Consider the following 20710-nt stretch of genomic DNA (forward strand, 5'->3'; position numbering starts at 1 on the left):
AAAATTGGTTTTAACACTAATAACCATGGTTGAAACATGCCACCAGTTATTCCATGCATCCTGAAAAGTGCTGCCATGACCGGCACCACGGGCAAAACCTCCGGGTTTAAATGAAAGCGGATCAGATTGTGGCGTAAAAGGACCTAAAGGATGTTCACCCACAACCACACCATCAGCATAGCCACTAAATTCAGTACCCGGTGCGCCGTATTGTAAATAATATTTGTTATTGTGTTTCGTCATCCAGGCACCTTCAATAAAAGGATCTAAAAAGGTATTGTCCATATACTCACCAAAACGTTGCCATCCATAACGCCAGGGTTCCAATAAATACATTTCTTTTCTGGAACCCATAGGTGCCAGATTATTCCTGTTTAATTCAATACCGTATAGCGGATACCGGTTGCTGCTGCCATTATACATGTACAATTTACCATCTGTATCTACAAAAAAATCGGGATCCCATCCACCAATTGCAAAGGAATCAACCAACGGTTTCCATTCATTTGCTTTAGGATTAGTGCTCATCCAAACAGAAAAATTTGAAGTATAAGTAGAGCCAAATACAATCATTGTATCGCTTAATACAGCAACAGCAGGAGCGCAAAGCTCATCATAGCCTGCATTCCAGGGACGTAAAAATTTACGGGAAACAAAATTCCAGTGTAACATATCAGTACTCCACCAATAACCCCATTGATTGGTGGAGAATAAATAGTAATCATTATTATACCGAACAATGACCGGATCAGCTGTGGCACGATGACGGCCGGCCTCACTAAAATTGGGTATGGGGGTATAGCCATAATCAAGGTTAATGGGATTGCAATAAGTTGTTTGCTGACCTTGTGCCTGTGTGCAATAAATGGTGATTACTGTTACAACAAGTAACAAAATTATGTTCTTCATGTTTTAATTATTTTTTGGTTGCAACCACGGACTTTCAAAACCCAATTTCGTTAACCCTCCCTGTACTTCTTTACAACTCATAAATAACTTCCACAACAAGCCAGTTCTGTAATTTTCAATCATTACTACAATAGGCCCCTGATCAATAGCCAGGTAGGATGAAGCATACCAGTTTTTAGATAAGTTAAATGCATCTTTAAAGCCATATTCGCCCCAAAGTTTTGAGCCCAGACTATCATAAAAAAACCGAAGCGCCTGCATAGAATATTCTGGTGTATAAGGAAATGCAGAAAGGGCAGCAGTTGGTGCAATGGTACCTTCATCATTGGTAGGCGAAAAAGCATTGTAACCATTATAAGTATCGCAAGCAGTTAAACCCCAGCAATTAGGGCCATAACCTTCAAATTGTTTAGGATTAGCTAAGCAATAAGCATGATTAATTAAAGTGTGGTTTCTGTTCTGTTCCCAATAATCAGCATATCGATCTTTTAATCCTCTTGGATCGAGGCCTAAGAAAGAATATTGAGAAAAGAACAAAGGACCTCCTCCATCAAATCCCAACGGCAAGGTAATACCGCAAAACTGTTTGCCATTTTTAAAAAAATCGCTTTGTACCCAACCCTGATGGTACACATCGGCAGAAACGGGATATCGCGTTCCGGATGCAGCCAATACATAAGTAATTAAACATTCATTAAAACCACGTATCGGAAAATTCATAGCCCAACCATTATTGGGGCTCCAGTGCCAATACAGAATGGTTTGTCCGCCTTTGGTAAACCAATTCCATTCCACATCATTCCATAACCAATTAATACGGTTTCTGATTTCTGTTTCTACTGCATTATCGTTTGTAAAATATTGCCTGGCACACAATAAACCCTGAAACAAATAAGCTGTTTCTACCAAATCAGCCCCATCATCTTTTCTACTGAAAGGAATGGTAACACCGGTTGTGCCATTCATCCAATGTGGAAATACACCATGATAGGAATTGGCTTTTGAAAGAAAGCGAATCATTTTCAGCAATCTTGCAGCAATGGTATCACGTGGTAGCCATTTTCTGTCTGCTGCCACAATCATAGCCATTACGCCAAAACCGGTACCGCCGGTAGTAACCACTTCATCACCATAATCATAAGCCACATTGCTGCGTTCACGTGCCATACCACTAACGGGATGAGCAAAATCCCAGAAATATTTAAATGTTTGTTGTTGTACCAAATCTAACAGCGCACTGTCTGATAATCTTGGATTACCTGCTTTATATTGAGCAAAGGTTGCAGGCATTATAGCAATCATACATAATAAAAGAAAACATAATTTTTTCATAAGAAATATTTTTTCAATAATGCAATATTTCATTTACAGATAAGGTGCCGTAAAACCTAAATTACGCATACCCTGTTGCACTTCCGGACAAGAAGTAAACAGGTTCCATAACAACCCCGATCTGTAATTTTCAATCATAATAATTTCAGGACCCTGATCAATAGCAAGATAACTGCTGGCAAACCAGATGTTGGTTAAGTTGAATGCATCGGTAAATCCATATTGCCCCCAAATTTTATCGCCTAATTTGTAATAGAAAAACCGAAGCGCCTGCATAGACTCAGCAGGTGTATAGGGCAAAGAGGCAATAGCTGCAGTGGGACTAATTACACCCACATCATTAGTTGGGGAATGTGCTGAATAACCGGAAACATTATCATCGCTGGCGGTAAGCCCCCATACAGCGCTGCTGTACCCATTATAATGTGCAGGATTGGCCACACAATAAGCATAATTTATTTTTGCATGTGCTGTGTTTTGTATCATATAATTGGCATAGGCATCATTCAATCCGTTGGGATTAATTCCTAAGAAAGAATAATGTGCAAAAAAAAGCGGGCCGCCTAATGTTGTACCCAACGGTAATACATTTCCGTAATAGGTGTTACCATTCTTCATACTTCCATTCGAAGCCCATCCATTGGTATATACACCCTGATTAATGGAAGAGGTGGTTGAAGATGCTGCCAATATGTATGTAATCAATGCTTCATTCCATCCCTTAACAGGCATATTTATGGCCCAATTATAATTGGGGCTCCAATGCCAGTAAAGCACCTGCTGATTATTTTGTGTAAACCAATTCCACTCCACACCATTCCACAACGTATTGATATTGTTTCGCAGTGTAGTTTCCTGTGTATTGGTACCATTAAAATATTGGCGTGCACACAATAAGCCCTGCATTAAATAAGCAGTTTCTACCAAATCAGCTCCATTGTCTTGCGTACTAAAAGGTACCGTTGCCCCGGTGGCACCATTTATCCAATGCGCAAAGGCACCATGGTAATGCGTACAATTATTCATCAAAAACGACACAATGGTATTGATTCTGTTCAGACCGTCAGTTCTGGAAATAAATCCACGATTCACGCCAACCAGCATACTCATGATACCAAATCCGGTACCGCCTGTTGTTACCACATCGCCAGACGTATTTCTTTCTCTTGCCATACCACTTACCGGATGACCAAAATCCCAAAAATATTTAAAGGTTTGTTGTTGCACCAATGTAAGCAATGCAGTATCTGCAATTTGGGGAAATTTATCGGTTGAATCGATGGCTGTAATGAGTTTAACCGAAACCGGCGATTGTAAATTTCCTCCGGCTTTTGATTGTAATGCAGTTGATACAGTTAAAGTATATAACGAAATAGGGTTGACACTATTAACCGGTTGTATTAAAACCGAACTATCATTATTTTGTAACGTAGTATATATTGGCACAACCGCACCACTGCCACCCACTAATTGAATACTGTTTGCCAATGAAGTGTTATTAATGGGGGCTGTAAATGAAAATAAAATGAAGGGAGTTGTATTTACATTGTAATAGGTAAATCCGCTGTATTGCCCATTTACCTTTAAACTGTTCAGGCTAAAAGATGCCGGTGCAGGTGCAGGGCCTGGTAAAACAGTTGTATCTTTTTTCTTGCAACCGCTAAAAAAAACAAGCAGCATAAAAGCCATCCAACCGTTTTTAAAAAAAAGTTTCATAATAAAAGTAAAAAGTGCATCCTGCTGTACGCATGATTACCACAGGACACACTTTTTTATTTACAACAATAAAAAAATTATTTACCTAAATTTTGTAACTGATACAAAGCCTTTACATCTGCTGCAGCAATGGCTTTATTGTATATACGCACCTCATCCATAGCACCTGGCATATAACTGGCCCAACCCTGCGCACCACCTGCAGTTCCTAAAGAAGGAGTTGTATTAAACTGCATAGTACCAAAAATTAAAGCTGACGCATTTTGAAAAGTTAATGGACCATTTCCTGCTTTTACGGTAGTATTGATAGCGCTGCCATTTAAATAAGTAACAAATGTAGAAGTGGTAGCATCGTAAGTCAACACAATATGTGACCATTTATTCCAGATATTGCCTGCGGCAAAAGTACCCAACCATTGGTCGTTATCAGTTGTAGGATTCACCCAGTTTTCAATATGCGCTTTTAAATTTGCATTGGTAGGTGTACTGCCATTTTCAAAGAAAATATCAATATTGCCCCAAAAATCCTGCGTATTGGATAAGCAAACCAATCCAAAAGTACCATTTGTGTTTTGTGGTGAATTTACCCAAAATGAAATGGTAAAACTTTTTAAACCCACCACTGCACTACTGGGTGTAGTAATAAAATAGCCGTTATTGGCACCTTGCAAGGCATTTCCCTTAATACCTGTTGTAAATGAAGTGCCTACTCCGTTACCATTTTTATTTGAAACACTGTCAATCAGCGAGTTTTCAAAGCCCCAATAGCCCACCAAATTAGAAGCTGCAATTTCTCTTGATGTTGTATAACCCCCAAATGTTTGGGCAGGTGCATAACTGGCAGGATCGAACGATTTTTGGCAGGAAGAGAACCCACTGGCCAATAATAGCAATACAGCCATGTAGGTTAAAATGTTATATTTTTTATTGCGTTTCATAATCACAAGTTTAATTAATGAATAAAACAATTAGTATCCAGGATTTTGAACCAATACCCCGCCACTAATATCAATTTGGTTTTGAGGAATAGGCCATACTTCATTTTTACCGGCTTTCCAACCTAATGGGCCAAACACAGTGGCTGCACGGCCCTGACGAATTACATCAAAATAACGATCAAACTCCATAGCCAGTTCAACCCTTCTTTCGTGCCAAATGGCATTACGAAGTGTAGCCTGATCGGTGGTAACAACCGGGGGTAAATCAACTGCAGGGTTAGCACTTTGTGTTCTGGCACGGGCTCTTACTTTTTCTAAAGAAGCCAATGCTGCAGCTGTGTTACCCAATTCATTATTCGCCTCGGCATTCATTAACAACACTTCAGCATAACGAATTACCCGAACATTTTGATCGGCACCCTGATTATCCACTAACGCTAATGCAAAGGGAACATAAGATTTCATGTTATACATGGAAGGAGCACCGGCCTGCGGCAGCGGCACTACGTCACCATCCGGTGTAGTAGTACCGGCAAACATAATGGTTGCATTTAAACGCGGATCACCGGGTTCAAATTCATTCACCAAATTTTGGGTTGGTACATTAAAACCCCATCCTGCATTGGCATCTCGGTTACCCTGCACCTGTGAATACTGGCTATTAGAGAGTCCGTCATTGCCTGCAACATAATTGCACTGAATTTCAAAAATGGATTCTACATTATTCTCATTCGGAATTCTAAACAACTGATACGGACTAGGGAAAAGACTATAGGTACCCGATGCAATAATTTGATCGGTATATGTTTTTACATCACTCCATTTTTTCTGATACATGGCAACTTTGGCGTGCAAAGCTAATGCTGCACCTTTGGTAGCACGGCCAATATCGGCAGGGCCATAAGTAGCGGGTAAAACGCCGGCAGCATCTGTTAAATCCTGTTCAATGGCAGTATACACATCAGCAGGTTTACTTTGTACAGGGTTTAATTCAGCAGGTTTTGACGGCACATGTAAAATGAGTGGAATATTTCCGAAAGCGCGTACCAATCTAAAATAAGAATAAGCCCTTACAAATTTTGCTTCTGCCAAATACCGTGCTTTTAAAGTTGCATCCATATTAATATTGGGCACATTATCAAGCACCTGATTACATAAATTAATATTCTGATACTGGCCTGTCCAAAAACCATCTAACTGGCCATCAGTAGCAGTTACAGTAAAATTATCGTAAGCGTTAATGAAAGTAGCATCGCTGGGCACACTGCCTTTTGCTGCATCATCTGAACCCACACTTTCTACACAAATGGGTGCAAAAGCCACGTTGTTCCAACTACGCAGATTTCCATAAATGGCATTTACTGCATTGGCCGCATCAGTAGCCGTTTTCCAAATTTGTGTAGCGGGTTGCTGACCCTGAACGGGCACTTCCAAAAAATTCTTTGAGCACCCGGAAACAATCACTGCCATCGACAAACATAATATTGCCGGCTTTACCACCCGGTTGGCTAATTTTATTTTTAATATATTATTCATAATAATATGCTTTAATAAGTTTAGAAAGAAAGATTTACACCAAAGTTGTAAATAGCAGATAACGGATAGGTATTATTGTCGATACCAATATTACCCGGGCTACCACCCACTTCAGGAGAAAAACCTTTGTAGCTGAAGAAATTAAATGCATTTTGTGCATTTACATACACCCGAAGGGTTTGAATACCCAAGTATTGTAATCTGGCATTGGGTAAAGTATAGCCTAATTGCATATTTCTAATTCTGAAATAGCTGCCACTTTCTACATACCATGAATTGGGCCAGTAATTATTACCACCGCCAATATTTACAGAAGGGTAACTGTTAGAAGTATTTACACCATGCCAGCGGTTATTGTAAAAATCCTGTGTCCAGTTTTCAGCACCATAACGCAAACCCTTATTGGCATTGTACACATCTACACCTGCTACTCCCTGAAAATCAACCGACAAATCAAATTGTTTGTAAACAAAATTGGTACTGATACCATAAATGTATTTTGGATTTGGGTTGCCCAATACTACTCTGTCGTTAGCAGATATGGGTCCTACGCCTGTTGTGCTGGCATATTTAAAGTCGCCCGGTTGAGCATTGGGTTGAAATAAGTTACCGGATTTGTCTTTGTAATTCGCCACATCTGCAGCAGTTTGAAAAATGCCCACTACTTTATAACCATAAAACACACCAATGGGCTGGCCTACCGTGGTTAACGTAGTAAACTGACCACCGGTAGCACCGGAACCACCATCATAAATTTTTTGCCCGCCTGCACTGTTACTTAAAAATTTATTTTCATTATAAGAAACATTACCACTGATAGAATAACTGAAATCTTTGCTTACATTATCATGCCAGTTCAACGATAATTCAAAACCCTGATTTTGTGCATCACCCACATTAGTTGTAATAAATTGGTTGGCCAATCCTGCAGAGCCCGGCAAATAAACATTCATAATAATATCCTGTGTTTTTTTATTGTACACATCTGCCTCAATAGTTAAGCGACTATTTAAAACAGAGGCTTCCAGGCCAATATCTGTTCCAACACTCTTTTCCCATTTTAATGGTGGTGGAGGAATGGATGCAACACTTACACCCTGCGAAACGGTACCACTATTGCCATAAATTACACTGTATGCGCCGCCTGAAACGGTTTGTTGTGTACTCACAAATGTGGGTACACCTGCATTGCCCACTTTACCCCAACTGGCCTTTAATTTCAATGAATTAAATATGTGTTGATTGCGCATAAAATTTTCCTGAGAAACAATCCATGCAGCACCTATAGATGGGAAATATCCCCATCTTTCACTTCCGGTAAATTTAGAAGAACCATCTGCACGCATGGTAGCATTCAACATGTATTTATTTTTAAACGCATAATTGATTCTTCCAAAATAAGAGGAGATGGTAGATTGTAATGGATATTGCTGGTTATAACTATTATCCACATCATTTACATAGGGGTTATTACCCAAACCCAAAAACCAGTTACCGGAATTAACATTCGGAACATTTTGTGCAGATGCTGAAATAAAATTATAATTATTCCATTCCGCATGCTGACCGGCTAAAATAGTTACCCGATGGTTGGTAGCAAATGTGTTGGAATAAGTGATGGTATTTTCTGCGATCCACGATCTGTTTTCACCTCGGGAAATACCCAGGTTACTAACAGAATTTTGTTGTGTAGAGGTAGCTTTATAAACAGGCACATAATTCTTAGATTCATTATCGCCATATACCCCGCTAATGGTTGTTTTAAAATCAAAGTGATGGGCAAAACGAATATCTACATATGCATTGCCGGTAAAGTTATATCCACGGCTGTAAGAATTGTTATAATCCAATGTTGCCTGTGGATTGCTTACTGCAGAACCCAGACCATAATAACCCGGATCACCATAGGTTACACCATCTGCAAATTTTACAGGCAACACAGGCGGTGCAGCATACAGTGCATGCCAGATACCACCCGGTGCATTGTGCGAGTTATTAAAATTACCAATAACAGTATACCCGGCTTTGATGTTTTTAGATATTTGCATATCATTACTCAAGTTGGCGGTATAACGGGTATAGTCGTTTGTTTTTAAAATACCTTGTTGTGTTAAATAACCCAAAGAAAAATTATAGGTGTTTTTATCAGAACCACCGGTTACCGATACCTGATGATTGGTAATGAGGGCATTGCGTAAAACTTGATCAAACCAATTGGTACCTGTGCCAAATTTTGAAGAATCTAAAAAGTTGGTAGCCCCTGTCATTCTGCCCAATTCATTAAATAAAACAGCATATTGATAAGCATCGGCCATTTTTACCTGATTGGTAGCTTTTTGATAACCCACATAACCATTGTAATTTACCGACGGCTTCCTGTTGGCACCTGTTCCTTTTTTTGTAGTAATGATTACAACACCATTGGCACCTTTAATACCATAAATGGCTTCACTGGAAGCATCTTTCAAGATGCTAATGCTTTGAATATCGGCGGGGTTTAAAAAATTCACATCATTTAACCAAACTCCATCCACCACATATAAGGGGCCGGTATTTGACCAATAAGTACCCAAACCTCTTATATTGATTTGCGGTGCACTGCCGGGTGCGCCAGAATTGGTAATTTGTACACCCGCTACTTTACCCTGTAATGCACTGATTGGATTTACAGATGCCTGTTTTGAAATTTCAGAACCTTTAATTTGTACAATAGAACCGGTTACATCCTGTTTACGTTGGGTACCATATCCCACTACCACTACCTGATCTAACTGTTTTTCGGAAGCAACCAATGATATATTAATCACATTCTGGTTATTTACTTTTACTTCCTGTGTGGTATAGCCAATATAGGAAACAATTAAAACCGCATTAGGCGCAACATTCAATGAGTAATTACCATTATTATCGGTAACCGTACCTTTTGATGTACCCTGAATGGAAATACTTACGCCGCTTAACGGTTCTCCTTTTTCGTTTACAATTTTTCCCGTTATTTTAATATCCTGTTCATCAGGATTATCAGAACGAATGGCAATTAAATTATTGCTTAAAATTTTATAGGTTAAACTGGTGCCGGCAAATAATTGGTCAAGCACAGTTTCAATGGCCGCATTGTTAACGTTGAGGTTTACCTTTTCCTTCAGGTCTTTCAAGCGGCTGTTGAATAAAAATCTGTATCCGCCCTGCTTCTCAATATTTCCCAGCACTTTGGCTATTTCTGTTTTATTCATTTTTACAGAAACCGTTTGCGCATGAGTACCGGCAGTGGCATTAAAAATGCAAAAAATACTAAGTAGTAGTGTTAGTTTCATATAAATTAATGGCTTTAAGGGAAGACGCAACTTCCCTGCAACAGCAATCGATTTTTTCATACATTAGTGTTTGAATAAGTGAATAATGCTAAGAACCTGCTATTCATAGCAAGCATTCTGGTGTTTTTCCGGCGGGGAATGTTGCAGCATTTCCCGCTTTTTTTTGAATATAGTTGTTGATTTAACCGGAGTTGAGGATGGGCATAGGCAGTCGTTTTTAATTTGAATTAATAAATGGTAACCGTTTTATCTTTTATTTCATAATGAAAATTGGTAGAAAATTTTAACGCATCAAGCGCTTGAGTTAGCGTTTCATTTACAAAAGAACCGTTCAGTCGTATATTTTTATATTTATCGTTTTTAAATACGAATTGCACATCATACCAACGTTCCAACTGGTGCGCCACTTCATCAAAGTTTTCATCTATAAAACATAATCGGTTTTTAGTCCATGCAGTTTCAATTTTTAATGAATCATCCTGTTGTAGCGGTGTTAAGTTTTTAATGGCAACAAGATTATCATCTAAATTTTTCAAAACAGGTTGTATGTTTTTCGGTGCATTTACAGAATCAGGCACGTTCAACACTACTAATTTTTCATTGGGTTTCAGAAAGTACTTTTCATCCGGGCGACTATGCAAAGTAACCTGCACCAAACCCCTTACCAGACTGGTTTCTACGGTTTTATCATTCGGATATGAACGTACATTGAATAAGGTACCTAATACCCTTACATCAATCAGTTTGGTATGGATGATAAAGGGTTTCGCAGCATTTTTTGTAACATCAAAAAATGCTTCACCGGTTAAATAAACTTCACGTTGTACATTTCCAAAACTTTTATAATACCATAATTTACTATCGGCATTGAGCCAAACGGTAGAACCATCTGGTAATATAATTTTTGTTTTAGATGCATTTTTTGTAACAATTTCATTGGGTATTTCTACTGTTTTAACGGCAGGTTGTGGAATGGGCTGCTGCTTGTTTTCTGAAAAACGCCACCAACCTGCAATAAGCAATATCAAAATAAATGAGAAAACACCGGCTGTCATGTATTTATTGATACGTTGTTTGCTATGAAGTGGTTGTGCAGAATGAATAACAGTTGAATCTCTCTGATGAGCAGTTCCCATTGTTATACCTTGCTCCTGCATACGTTGCAGGTGCAATAAGAAAGTGGCATCTAAAAATTCCATATCCACATCCGGATATGTTTGCCAGTTTTCTTCAAGAATGGCAGCAACTAAAGCATTGACTTCATCTTGTTTTAAAAGGCCGGCCAATTCTTCCAATTCAGCTTCCGTAGCTTCTTTGGTAAGCTTACGTGCCAATAATTGCCATATTCTGTCATTTTTCTCCATAGTTCTGTATCAATAAGAGTATTCAAAAAAGAAAATCCCCTAAAGGGGGATCATTATTTTTTTTGTTTGCGGGAAATAGAAAGCCGTTCTGCCAGCTTTCGAAGTGCAATGGCCAATTGATGATCAATTGTTTTTACACTGATTTGAAGTATACTGGCAATTTCCCGATATTTCAACTGATCTTCTTTGGCCAGTTTATAAATGAGTTTACATTGTGGTGGTAATTGTTGAATGGCTTCTTTTAATTGTTGCGCTGTTTCTGAAAGCTGAAGGGTTTCATCCGGTTGAATGTATTCAGAAATCAATTCTACCTTCAACTCATGAATGGGTTGGTATCGAGATGTTTTTTTCTCCTGCTGTAATTTTTTTAACGCGCCATTTCTAACACTCACGAACAGGTAAAGTCTTAAATTCTCTATTTCAAGTAAGGTTGCCCTGCGTTTCCAAATTTCAATTAATACATCTGAAACAACCTCTTCAGCTAATTGTCTTGATTGCAAAATAGCATAGGCATGATTTTGAAGAGAGGGGAAGACACAAAAAAATAATTTCTTGTAAGCAGTCTCATCTTCATAAGAGGCTATTTGGTACTGCAATTCAGCAATATTACAATTGAATATACTATTGTTAGCAGCCAATTTCAGCAGATTTTCACTCAAAGTTATTCATTCATTTAGAATTGCTGCCAATATTTTTTGCACAATACTGTATGGAAATTTACCATAAAATTTATTTTGAATTGTGCTGCACAGTTGCCATCATAAATACATTATTCTTTCTGTTTTCATCAGGTAACAGCTTTTGGGGATCAATAACAATGCTTTTTACGAGACTGCTGGTAGCAAGATGTACCGTTCTGTGATTGCCTTGCAACCAGGTTTCTACCGGCAACTGCAATTGCATTTTTTCGCCATTTGTGTATTCAACCTCCAAGGGTATTGGCATTACCATGGATTGCAAATTTATAAGGGTAACATCTATACCATCAGCCGGGTTTTGATTTGTATACACAACATTTTCAATGGATTGATCGAGCGATTGATTGTCAAAAAACCACTCCCGCCAAAACCACGATAAATCTTCGCCACCCTGATTATTCATGGTGTTGAAAAAGTCGAATGGTGCAGGGTGCCGATAAGCCCATTGCTGAATGTAGTGCTTAAAAGCTGCATCAAATCTATCAGGACCCAGAATTACTTCACGCAATAAAACCAACCCGTACGCCGGTTTAAAATATACCATAGGATGCCGATATTTTTCGGGAATACCATCTGCCCTGGTCATCATTACCGGAGCATGCGGATCAGATAAATAAGGCACTATTTCATCTGCAGGATTACCGCTATCCGGTGCATACTCGCCATCTCTTTTAGGAGCATATTCGCCATGGTTAAACACATCAGATGCATACACATCAATAAATGTGTTAAAGCCTTCATCCATCCAGGGATACCTGCGTTCATCAGATCCTACAATCATGGGGAACCAGTTGTGGCCAATTTCATGCGCAGTTACCCAGTATAATTCTTTTCCTTTATCGGTAATGCCATCAAATACAATTCCCGGATATTCCATTCCACCGGCAATTCCTGCCTCGTTAATGGCTACCGGATAGGGATATTCAAACCATTTTTCCGAAAAATATTCAATTGATTTTTTTAAGTATTCAGTTGCCCTGCCCCATGCGCTATCCCCTATACTTTCGACCGGATAAACCGACATGGCCATACAATTTTTACCACTTGGTAAATTTACTTTTGCCGCATCCCATATATATGCTTTTGATGCACCAAACGCCACATCTCGTGTATTGAACATTTTAAAATGCCAGGTTTTGTTACCTTTCAGTACAGGTTGTTGCTGCACTTCGGGAAGTGTTCTAATCCATACCGTTTGATTACTTTTTGCAGCTTCAGCAAGCCTGCTCCGTTGCAATGGAGTTAATACCTCTTCTGGATTTTGCAATTTGCCACTACCGGCCACAATCATTCCTGCAGGTAACGTAATGGTGTAATCGTAATCGCCATAATCACAATAAAATTCTCCACTACCTAAAAATGGCAAAGTACTCCATCCCTCCAAATCATCGTATACACACATTCTTGGGTACCATTGTGCTATCTCAAAAATTTTACCATATTGCGTAGCAACATAATCGGTTCTACCGCCAAATGCACCTGGAATCTGATATTGATATTGAATATGAATGAAAATTTTACCATTTTTTGCTGCCAGCGCTTTTGATAATTGTATCTGCATACGGGTATCATTCACCAAATAGTTTACCTGCTGCAATTTTCCATTCTCTTCAATTTGCACATATGCAATTTGAAAACCATTTGTAGATTCATTTCGGATACGATTGGTATAATATTGAGAACGGGCATTGGGTAAATAGGTATTTTGGTCCAATTGCAACCACAAAATATTTAACGCATCGGGACTGTTATTGGTATAGGTAATTGTTTCGGAAGCAGTGAGTATATTCTGCACAGTATCTAAAGTTGCATGTATTTTGTAATCACTTCTATTTTGCCAATAATCTGCTAACGGAGCGCCATTAGCAGAACGGTATACACTTCCATTACCCTGATAACTGAGTGGCGCAAATGCCTGCCAATTGCCGTTTAATGAACCTTTTTGCTGTATGCTTTGTGCCTGCACCATTGAAAAAGTCATTAACCATACCATTCCTAAAAAAACATAACTACTTTTCATTATACAATATTTAACGATTAGATGCTGAAGGCTACTGGAACAATATTTTAAAAATTACTGCATCAAAGCCCACTTTCATTCAAGAATTGAAATTAAGCAGATTGTATTAACTATGCTCCTAAAATTATTCAACAACCAATTTTGAATTTAAAATTAAAATGGGTACTATTCTATTATCCGGGATATGCAAAAACCAATAGAACACTGAATTTACAAATTTACCCTGCATCTATTAACTTTGCGGCATAACCAATTAGAATGACAATACACCACGAAGGTTACCGTACTATAGGCATTGCCAGTTTGCTGTTCGGGCTCATCAATGTTTTATCATTTGCATTTTTAAGCGGCGCAGTACTATGGCTGTCCATTGCCATTTTTATCATTACTCTGATTTTGTTATTATTTATTATTTCATTTTTCAGGATACCGCATCGCACATTAACCATACAGGACAATGCCATTATTTGTCCGGCAGACGGGAAAGTTGTGGTGATTGAGGAAATAACAGATACTGAATATTTTAAAGATAAACGTATTCAGGTAAGCATTTTTATGAGCCCTGCCAACGTTCATGTAAACAGAAACCCAATGAGTGGTGAAATTGTTTACAACCAATACCACAAAGGAAAGTATCTGGTAGCCTGGCACCCGAAAAGCTCTACTGAAAATGAACGTTGGAGTGTGGTAGTTAGAAATGGTTATGGTGAAGTATTATACAAACAAATTGCCGGAGCTTTAGCCAAACGCATTTGTAATTATACAAAAGTGGGCGATAAAGTGCAACAGGGTGCTGAATATGGTTTTATTAAATTTGGCAGCCGGGTAGATGTTATATTGCCTTTACATACCAATATTAAAGTAAAACTTAACCAACAAGTACAGGGCGGAGTAACCGTTTTAGCCACTTGGACTTTTAATATTTAACATTTGTGGCAGTACAAATAATTAAAATTTTCTTAATTTTAATCCAAACAAATCATCAACACATGAAAAAATTTGCTACTGCAGGAATAGTGGTTCTGTTATTGGCAGGAACCGTAATTGCCCGGGATAGTGGAAAAAAGAAATGCAAAAATAAAGATTGTAAAGACTGTTCTAAAAAAGAGTGCAAAAAAGTCTGCAAAAAAGATTGTTGTAAAAAGTCTGGAACTACTGCCATGTATCAATAAGAAATATTTTGATTCCCATAAAAAACCGGCTGCCCATTCAAACATGAGCAACCGGTTTTTAATTTCCTAAAATTATAAAATATTTTCCAATTGCTGTAAATGACTTACTGCATAAGTGGCCTGAATATGTGGCTCTATGCCCAAATGATTTACAAAAATACTATCCATACCCACATTCACTGCACCCTGAATATCAGCATCTAAATTATCGCCAATCATAATACTGTTTTCTGCAACTGCACCGGCTTGTTCCATTGCAAATAAAAAAATTTCTTTATTGGGCTTTAAGCTATTGGAAACCTCAGAAGTAATTACTTTTTTAAAATAACCCTGCAAGCCGGCATTGTATAATTTTTTGTGTTGAACAGCTTCAAAGCCATTGGTAATGAGGTGTAACTGATAGCCTTTTTGTGTAAGGTAAATGAGTATTTCATTGGTGTAGGGAAAAACTGCATTCTTGAATGGCAATCTTTCTAAAAAATCAACAGCCATTTGCCGGGAAAGTGGCTCATCTGCAATTTTAAAATCTAATAAAGCAAGCCACATTCTTTTCCAACGCAATTCATCCTGTTTAATAAACCCTTTGGTATATCTATCCCATAAACGTTCGTTATGATAACTGTAGCGTTCAAAAAAATGGTTGAATGAATCAATACCTTTGTCTGACAACTGATGCAGCGCATATAAATCCTGCAGTGTAGCTTTTGCATTGGCTTCAAAATCCCATAACGTATGATCAAGATCAAAAAATATATGTTGATATTTCATATTACCTATTCTGAATAATGTGCGATATTTGAGAACAAATGTAACAGAATTTATTACCAATTAACCAGCAATGCCATGAATATCATTATTACCGGCGCTTCAAAAGGAATGGGAAAAGCGATTGCAGGAAAATTTGCCGACCAGGGGTATACCTTATTGTTATGTGCCAGAAATGCAGTAACACTTGAGGCAACAGCAGATGAATTGCAACAAAAATACCCGCAATCAACCATTCATTTCAGGGCAACGGATATGTCTGATTACAATGAAGTAGCTGCTTTTGGTGATTGGTGCCTGGGTATTGGCGCACCGGATATTCTGGTAAATAATACCGGCCAATATAAGCCCGGCTCTATTTTAACTGAACCGGAAGGTACCCTGATGGATTTAATGCAGGTAAATCTTTTTAGCGCTTATCATTTAACCAGAATCATTGCCCCTGCAATGATATCAGAAAAAAAAGGACATATTTTTAATATTTGTTCAATTGCATCATTAAATGCCTATCCTAACGGAGGAGCATATAGTATTAGTAAATTTGCTTTATTGGGATTCAGTAAAAATTTACGTGAAGAGTTAAAATCGCATCATGTAAAAGTAACGGCTGTAATGCCCGGCGCTGTATATACCGAAAGCTGGTATGGCAGTAGAATTGACCCACAACGCATTATGGAAGTAAAGGATATTGCCAATTTAATATTTACGGCTGCACATTTATCGGCACAGGCTTGTGTGGAAGAAATCATCATCAGACCACAATTGGGCGATTTATAAAAAAAGGCCGAAATACATTTCAGTATTCCGGCCCCGATTCATTTCATTCAATTTCCTTTATTGCAGGTTAATATCGAAGTGTACCAATTGTACAAATTCTTCAATACGCTCAGTAATATCGTTTGCTGAAATTTCACGAAGTTTGGTAGTGCCAAATTTTTCTACGCAAAAACTGGCCAATGCCGAACCAATAATAATTGCCGTTTTCATATTTTCAAATGAAATATCTTTTGTTTTGGCTAAGTGACCAATAAAGCCACCGGCAAAAGTATCGCCGGCACCGGTTGGGTCAAACACTTCCTCTAACGGCAATGCAGGAGCAAAGAAAACTTTGTTATCATGAAACAACAATGCACCATGTTCCCCTTTTTTAATCACTAAAAATTTAGGGCCCATTCTTAAGATGGTGGCTGCAGCTTTTACTAAAGAATATTGACCGCTTAACTGTCGGGCTTCACTATCATTTACCATCAAAACATCTACCATAGCAATGGTTTTTTCCAGTTCTTCCGGCATGGTATCCATCCAAAAATTCATAGTATCCATTACAATGAGTTTAGGTCTTTGGCGTAATTGTTCAATTACACTGCGCTGAACGGATGGCACCAAATTTCCTAACATTAAAAATTCGCAATCCTGATAACTTTCGGGCACTTTGGGTTCAAAATTGGCAAGCACATTTAATTCGGTAATTAATGTATCGCGGCTGTTCATATCCATATGATAGCGGCCACTCCAAAAAAAAGATTTTTCCTCTTTTTTAATTTGCACACCTTCTAAATCAACGCCTCTTGCTTTCAAAGCACTCAATTCCTCTGCCGGAAAATCGCCCCCTACTATAGAAATTTGTTTAACCGGTGTAAAATTAGTGGCACACCAGGCTATATAAGTGGCAGCACCTCCTACTATTTTATCGCTTTTTCCAAAAGGCGTTTCAATGGCATCAAAAGCCATAGAACCGACAACAACTAATGACATAATAAAAAAATTTGATTATCGGGGAGCGAAACTATACAAAATGCAGCAGATATGCCTAATTTTTTACAGCTACAGCATTCAATTAATTTTAATATTCATTCTTTGTACAGCATAATTAAATGCGTACAACCTATTCTAATACCGGACTTAGCCATTTTTCCGCTTCTTCCAACGGCCAGTTTTTACGTTGTGCATAATCTTCCAACTGATCGCGCTGAATTTTGCCAATACCAAAATACTGGCTTTGCGGATGCGAAAAATACCAGCCACAAACTGCTGCTCCCGGATACATTGCCAGTGATTCGGTTAATTGTATGCCGGTTGTTTCAGTAGCATTGAGCAAAGCAAACAACTTATATTTTTCGGTATGGTCGGGGCAGGCAGGATAACCCGGTGCCGGGCGAATACCCTGGTATTTTTCATGAATTAAATCATCATTGCTCAGCTGTTCATTAGAAGCATAACCCCAATAGTCGGTTCTAACTTTATAATGCAAACATTCTGCAAAAGCTTCAGCCAGCCTATCGGCCAATGCCTGTAACATGATCTTATTATAATCATCGTATTGCTGCTCAAACTTTTTAATATGTTTTTCAATACCATGAATGGCAACGGCAAATGCACCTATATAATCAGCAGCCTGTTCAATTGAATTGGCAGGTTTCACAAAATCGGCCAGCGATAAATTAGGCTGATCAGCAGCTTTTTTTACCTGCTGCCGCAGGCATTCTAAATGAATGATTGTATTACCATGCTGCACCAACAGGGTATCGTTATGGCTACCAGCTTTATAAAACCCAATGGTACCTTTTGCTGTAAGCCATTTTTCCTGAATAATTTTATCTAATAAGGCATTGGCATCTTTATACAATTTTGAAGCTTCTACGCCCACCACCTCATCGGTTAAAATATCCGGAAAGTTTCCGTGCATTTCCCATGCGATAAAGAAGGGTTTCCAATCAATAAAAGGCCTTAATTCATCTAAAGAAAAATCATCAAAAACTTTATTGCCTGTAAATTTTGGAGTAATAGCAGTATAATTGTTCCAATCTATTTTGGTTTTATGTGTCAGCGCTTCCTGATAGCTGATGTATTGTTTTACGGGCTTTTTATTTAAAAATGATTCACGTAATTTATGGTACTCAGCAGCAGTTTGTTGTAAAAAAGCATCTTTTTGTTCTGCACTTAATAAAGCACCTGCTACTGTTACACTTCTGGAAGCATCTAACACATGCACTACACCATTTGGATATTCCTGTGCAATTTTAACGGCAGTATGTATGCGTGAAGTAGTGGCACCTCCAATCAGCAATGGCTGCTGCATATTGCGGCGTTTCATTTCTTTGGCTACATGCACCATTTCATCGAGTGAAGGAGTGATTAATCCACTCAAACCAATAATATCTACCTTTTCTTTAATAGCGGTATCTAAAATTTTATCGGTGGGCACCATCACGCCTAAGTCAATTACATCATAACCATTACAGCCCAATACCACGCCTACAATATTTTTACCAATATCGTGTACATCACCTTTAACAGTAGCCAACAATATTTTTGCCGCACCTGCTGCTTCTGTATTTTCGGTGCCTGCTGCCAAATGTGCCTGTTTACGTATCTCTTTTTCAGCTTCAATATAAGGTGTTAAAATAGCCACACTTTTTTTCATTACCCTTGCACTTTTTACCACCTGCGGTAAAAACATTTTTCCGGCGCCAAATAAATCGCCCACTACGTTCATGCCATCCATTAAAGGGCCTTCAATTACATCTAAAGGCTGCGAATATTGTAAGCGAGCCTCTTCAGTATCTACATCAATATAATCGGTAATGCCGTTTACGAGTGCATGTTTCAGACGTTCTTCAACAGGGGCATTGCGCCAGGCTTCATCTTTAACAATTGTTTTCCCTTTGCTTTTTACGGTTTCGGCATAAGCAATCAGGGCTTCAGTAGCCTGGTTGTTGTCATTATTCCGGTTCAGCACCACATCTTCGCACAACTGTCTTAATGTAGGTTCAATTTCATCGTACACAGCTAACTGTCCTGCATTGACGATACCCATATCCATACCTGCCTGAATAGCATAATACAGGAATACGGCATGTATGGCTTCACGCACCACATCATTCCCTCTAAACGAGAAAGATACATTTGAAACGCCACCGCTTACTTTTGCGAAAGGCATTAGTTGTTTTATTTGACGGGTAGCTGCTATAAAATCTACTGCATAATTATTGTGTTCTTCAATACCGGTAGCAATGGCGAAAATATTTGGATCGAAAATGATATCCTGAGGCGGATAATGCACTTTTTCTGTAAGAATTTGATAAGCACGTTTACAAATTTCTACTTTGCGTTGCAGGGTATCGGCCTGGCCTGCTTCATCAAAAGCCATTACCACCACTGCTGCACCAAATGATTTACAAATGATGGCCTGTTCAATAAATTTTTCTTCTCCCTCTTTCAAGGAGATAGAATTGACGATGCATTTTCCCTGTACACATTTTAAGCCTGCTTCAATAATGGCAAACTTAGATGAATCGATCATGATGGGAATTTTGGCAATATCGGGTTCAGCCTGTAACAGGTTTAAAAATGTTGTCATGGCTAATACGCCATCTAACATGGCATCATCCATATTTACATCCAACACCTGCGCACCATTTTCAACCTGTTGCCGGGCAACAGAAAGCGCTTCTTCAAATTTATTTTCGCGAATAAGCCGGGCAAATTTTTTTGAACCGGTTACATTGGTACGCTCTCCAATATTCACAAAATTGGTTTCGGGTCGCACCACTAAGGGTTCCAGCCCGGCTAAACGCAAATAAGGATGTATTACAATTGGCTCACTCATAACAATATTTTACACTTTTGTATAGGATTATACAATTTCGTTTTCAACAATAGGTAACGGCCTCGGCTTTATGTTTTTTACATTATCGGCAATATGCTTTATGTGTTCAGGCGTGGTACCACAGCAACCCCCAACAATGTTTACATAGCCCTGTTTTGCCCATTCTTCAATAAAATGTGCCGTTTCGTGTGGTTGTTCATCGTATTCGCCCATGGCATTGGGCAGGCCGGCATTAGGGTAGGCAGAGGTGTATGCGGCAGCAATTTGCGATAACTCCTCAATATGGCTGCGCATTTCTGCTGCGCCCAGTGCACAATTTAAACCCACACTTAAGGGT

General features: G+C 38.6%; 16 protein-coding genes. 3 read left to right on the forward strand and 13 right to left on the reverse strand.

The annotated features are described in order from the left end of the window. The 9 genes from A0F92_RS07555 to A0F92_RS07595 form a co-directional block, all read right to left on the reverse strand. On the reverse strand, nt 1-909 hold a 909-nt coding region (locus A0F92_RS07555), incomplete at its 3' end, for a family 43 glycosylhydrolase (RefSeq protein ID WP_167516907.1). 3 nt (nt 910-912) lie between these two features. Further along, on the reverse strand, nt 913-2241 hold the full coding sequence (locus A0F92_RS07560; protein WP_068243798.1) for a glucoamylase family protein: 1329 nt from the start codon (nt 2239-2241) through the stop codon (nt 913-915). 33 nt (nt 2242-2274) lie between these two features. Then, complete coding sequence (locus A0F92_RS07565; protein ID WP_253810259.1) at nt 2275-3921, reverse strand: glucoamylase family protein; 1647 nt, start codon at nt 3919-3921, stop codon at nt 2275-2277. A gap of 113 nt (nt 3922-4034) precedes the next feature. Next, entirely contained in the window at nt 4035-4895 is an 861-nt protein-coding gene (locus tag A0F92_RS07570; RefSeq protein WP_068243772.1) for a LamG domain-containing protein, read from the reverse strand. 30 nt (nt 4896-4925) lie between these two features. Then, nucleotides 4926-6431, reverse strand: a complete 1506-nt coding sequence (locus A0F92_RS07575; protein WP_068243776.1) for a RagB/SusD family nutrient uptake outer membrane protein — start codon at nt 6429-6431, stop codon at nt 4926-4928. 20 nt (nt 6432-6451) lie between these two features. Then, the gene (locus A0F92_RS07580; protein ID WP_167516908.1) at nt 6452-9805 is read right to left on the reverse strand and encodes a TonB-dependent receptor; all 3354 of its coding nucleotides are present in this window, start codon (nt 9803-9805) and stop codon (nt 6452-6454) included. 167 nt (nt 9806-9972) lie between these two features. Next, nucleotides 9973-11109 carry a FecR family protein gene (locus A0F92_RS07585; RefSeq protein WP_068243779.1) on the reverse strand — a complete coding sequence of 379 codons (1137 nt, stop codon included), beginning with the start codon at nt 11107-11109 and terminating at the stop codon, nt 9973-9975. Between the two features lie 53 nt (nt 11110-11162). Continuing rightward, nucleotides 11163-11768, reverse strand: coding sequence for a sigma-70 family RNA polymerase sigma factor (locus A0F92_RS07590; RefSeq protein WP_253810261.1), 606 nt, complete (start codon nt 11766-11768; stop codon nt 11163-11165). 70 nt (nt 11769-11838) lie between these two features. After that, nucleotides 11839-13827 carry a M1 family metallopeptidase gene (locus tag A0F92_RS07595; RefSeq protein WP_068243781.1) on the reverse strand — a complete coding sequence of 663 codons (1989 nt, stop codon included), beginning with the start codon at nt 13825-13827 and terminating at the stop codon, nt 11839-11841. Between the two features lie 258 nt (nt 13828-14085). Here A0F92_RS07595 and A0F92_RS07600 point away from each other — a divergent pair, with 258 nt between their 5' ends. Continuing rightward, nucleotides 14086-14754 (forward strand): phosphatidylserine decarboxylase family protein, encoded by a 669-nt coding sequence (locus A0F92_RS07600; protein WP_068243787.1) that lies wholly within the window; start codon nt 14086-14088, stop codon nt 14752-14754. A gap of 62 nt (nt 14755-14816) precedes the next feature. Next, nucleotides 14817-14999: a hypothetical protein gene (locus A0F92_RS15560; RefSeq protein ID WP_167516909.1), complete on the forward strand. Its 183-nt coding sequence runs from the start codon at nt 14817-14819 to the stop codon at nt 14997-14999. A gap of 72 nt (nt 15000-15071) precedes the next feature. Here the strand turns inward: A0F92_RS15560 and A0F92_RS07610 are convergent, their stop codons facing one another. Continuing rightward, on the reverse strand, nt 15072-15767 hold the full coding sequence (locus tag A0F92_RS07610) for a YjjG family noncanonical pyrimidine nucleotidase (protein ID WP_068243789.1): 696 nt from the start codon (nt 15765-15767) through the stop codon (nt 15072-15074). 75 nt (nt 15768-15842) lie between these two features. Here A0F92_RS07610 and A0F92_RS07615 point away from each other — a divergent pair, with 75 nt between their 5' ends. Next, nucleotides 15843-16541 carry an SDR family oxidoreductase gene (locus tag A0F92_RS07615; RefSeq protein WP_068243790.1) on the forward strand — a complete coding sequence of 233 codons (699 nt, stop codon included), beginning with the start codon at nt 15843-15845 and terminating at the stop codon, nt 16539-16541. Nucleotides 16542-16598: 57 nt separating this feature from the next. Here A0F92_RS07615 and A0F92_RS07620 read toward each other — a convergent pair whose 3' ends face one another. The 3 genes from A0F92_RS07620 to A0F92_RS07630 form a co-directional block, all read right to left on the reverse strand. Further along, nucleotides 16599-17519, reverse strand: coding sequence for a PfkB family carbohydrate kinase (locus tag A0F92_RS07620; RefSeq protein WP_068243793.1), 921 nt, complete (start codon nt 17517-17519; stop codon nt 16599-16601). Nucleotides 17520-17649: 130 nt separating this feature from the next. After that, complete coding sequence (metH, locus tag A0F92_RS07625; RefSeq protein WP_068243796.1) at nt 17650-20373, reverse strand: methionine synthase; 2724 nt, start codon at nt 20371-20373, stop codon at nt 17650-17652. A gap of 27 nt (nt 20374-20400) precedes the next feature. After that, a partial coding sequence (locus A0F92_RS07630) for a homocysteine S-methyltransferase family protein (RefSeq protein WP_253810263.1) occupies nt 20401-20710 on the reverse strand: 310 nt, incomplete at its 5' end.

This window comes from Hydrotalea flava, from assembly GCF_001623405.1.
GTDB lineage: Bacteria > Bacteroidota > Bacteroidia > Chitinophagales > Chitinophagaceae > Hydrotalea > Hydrotalea flava.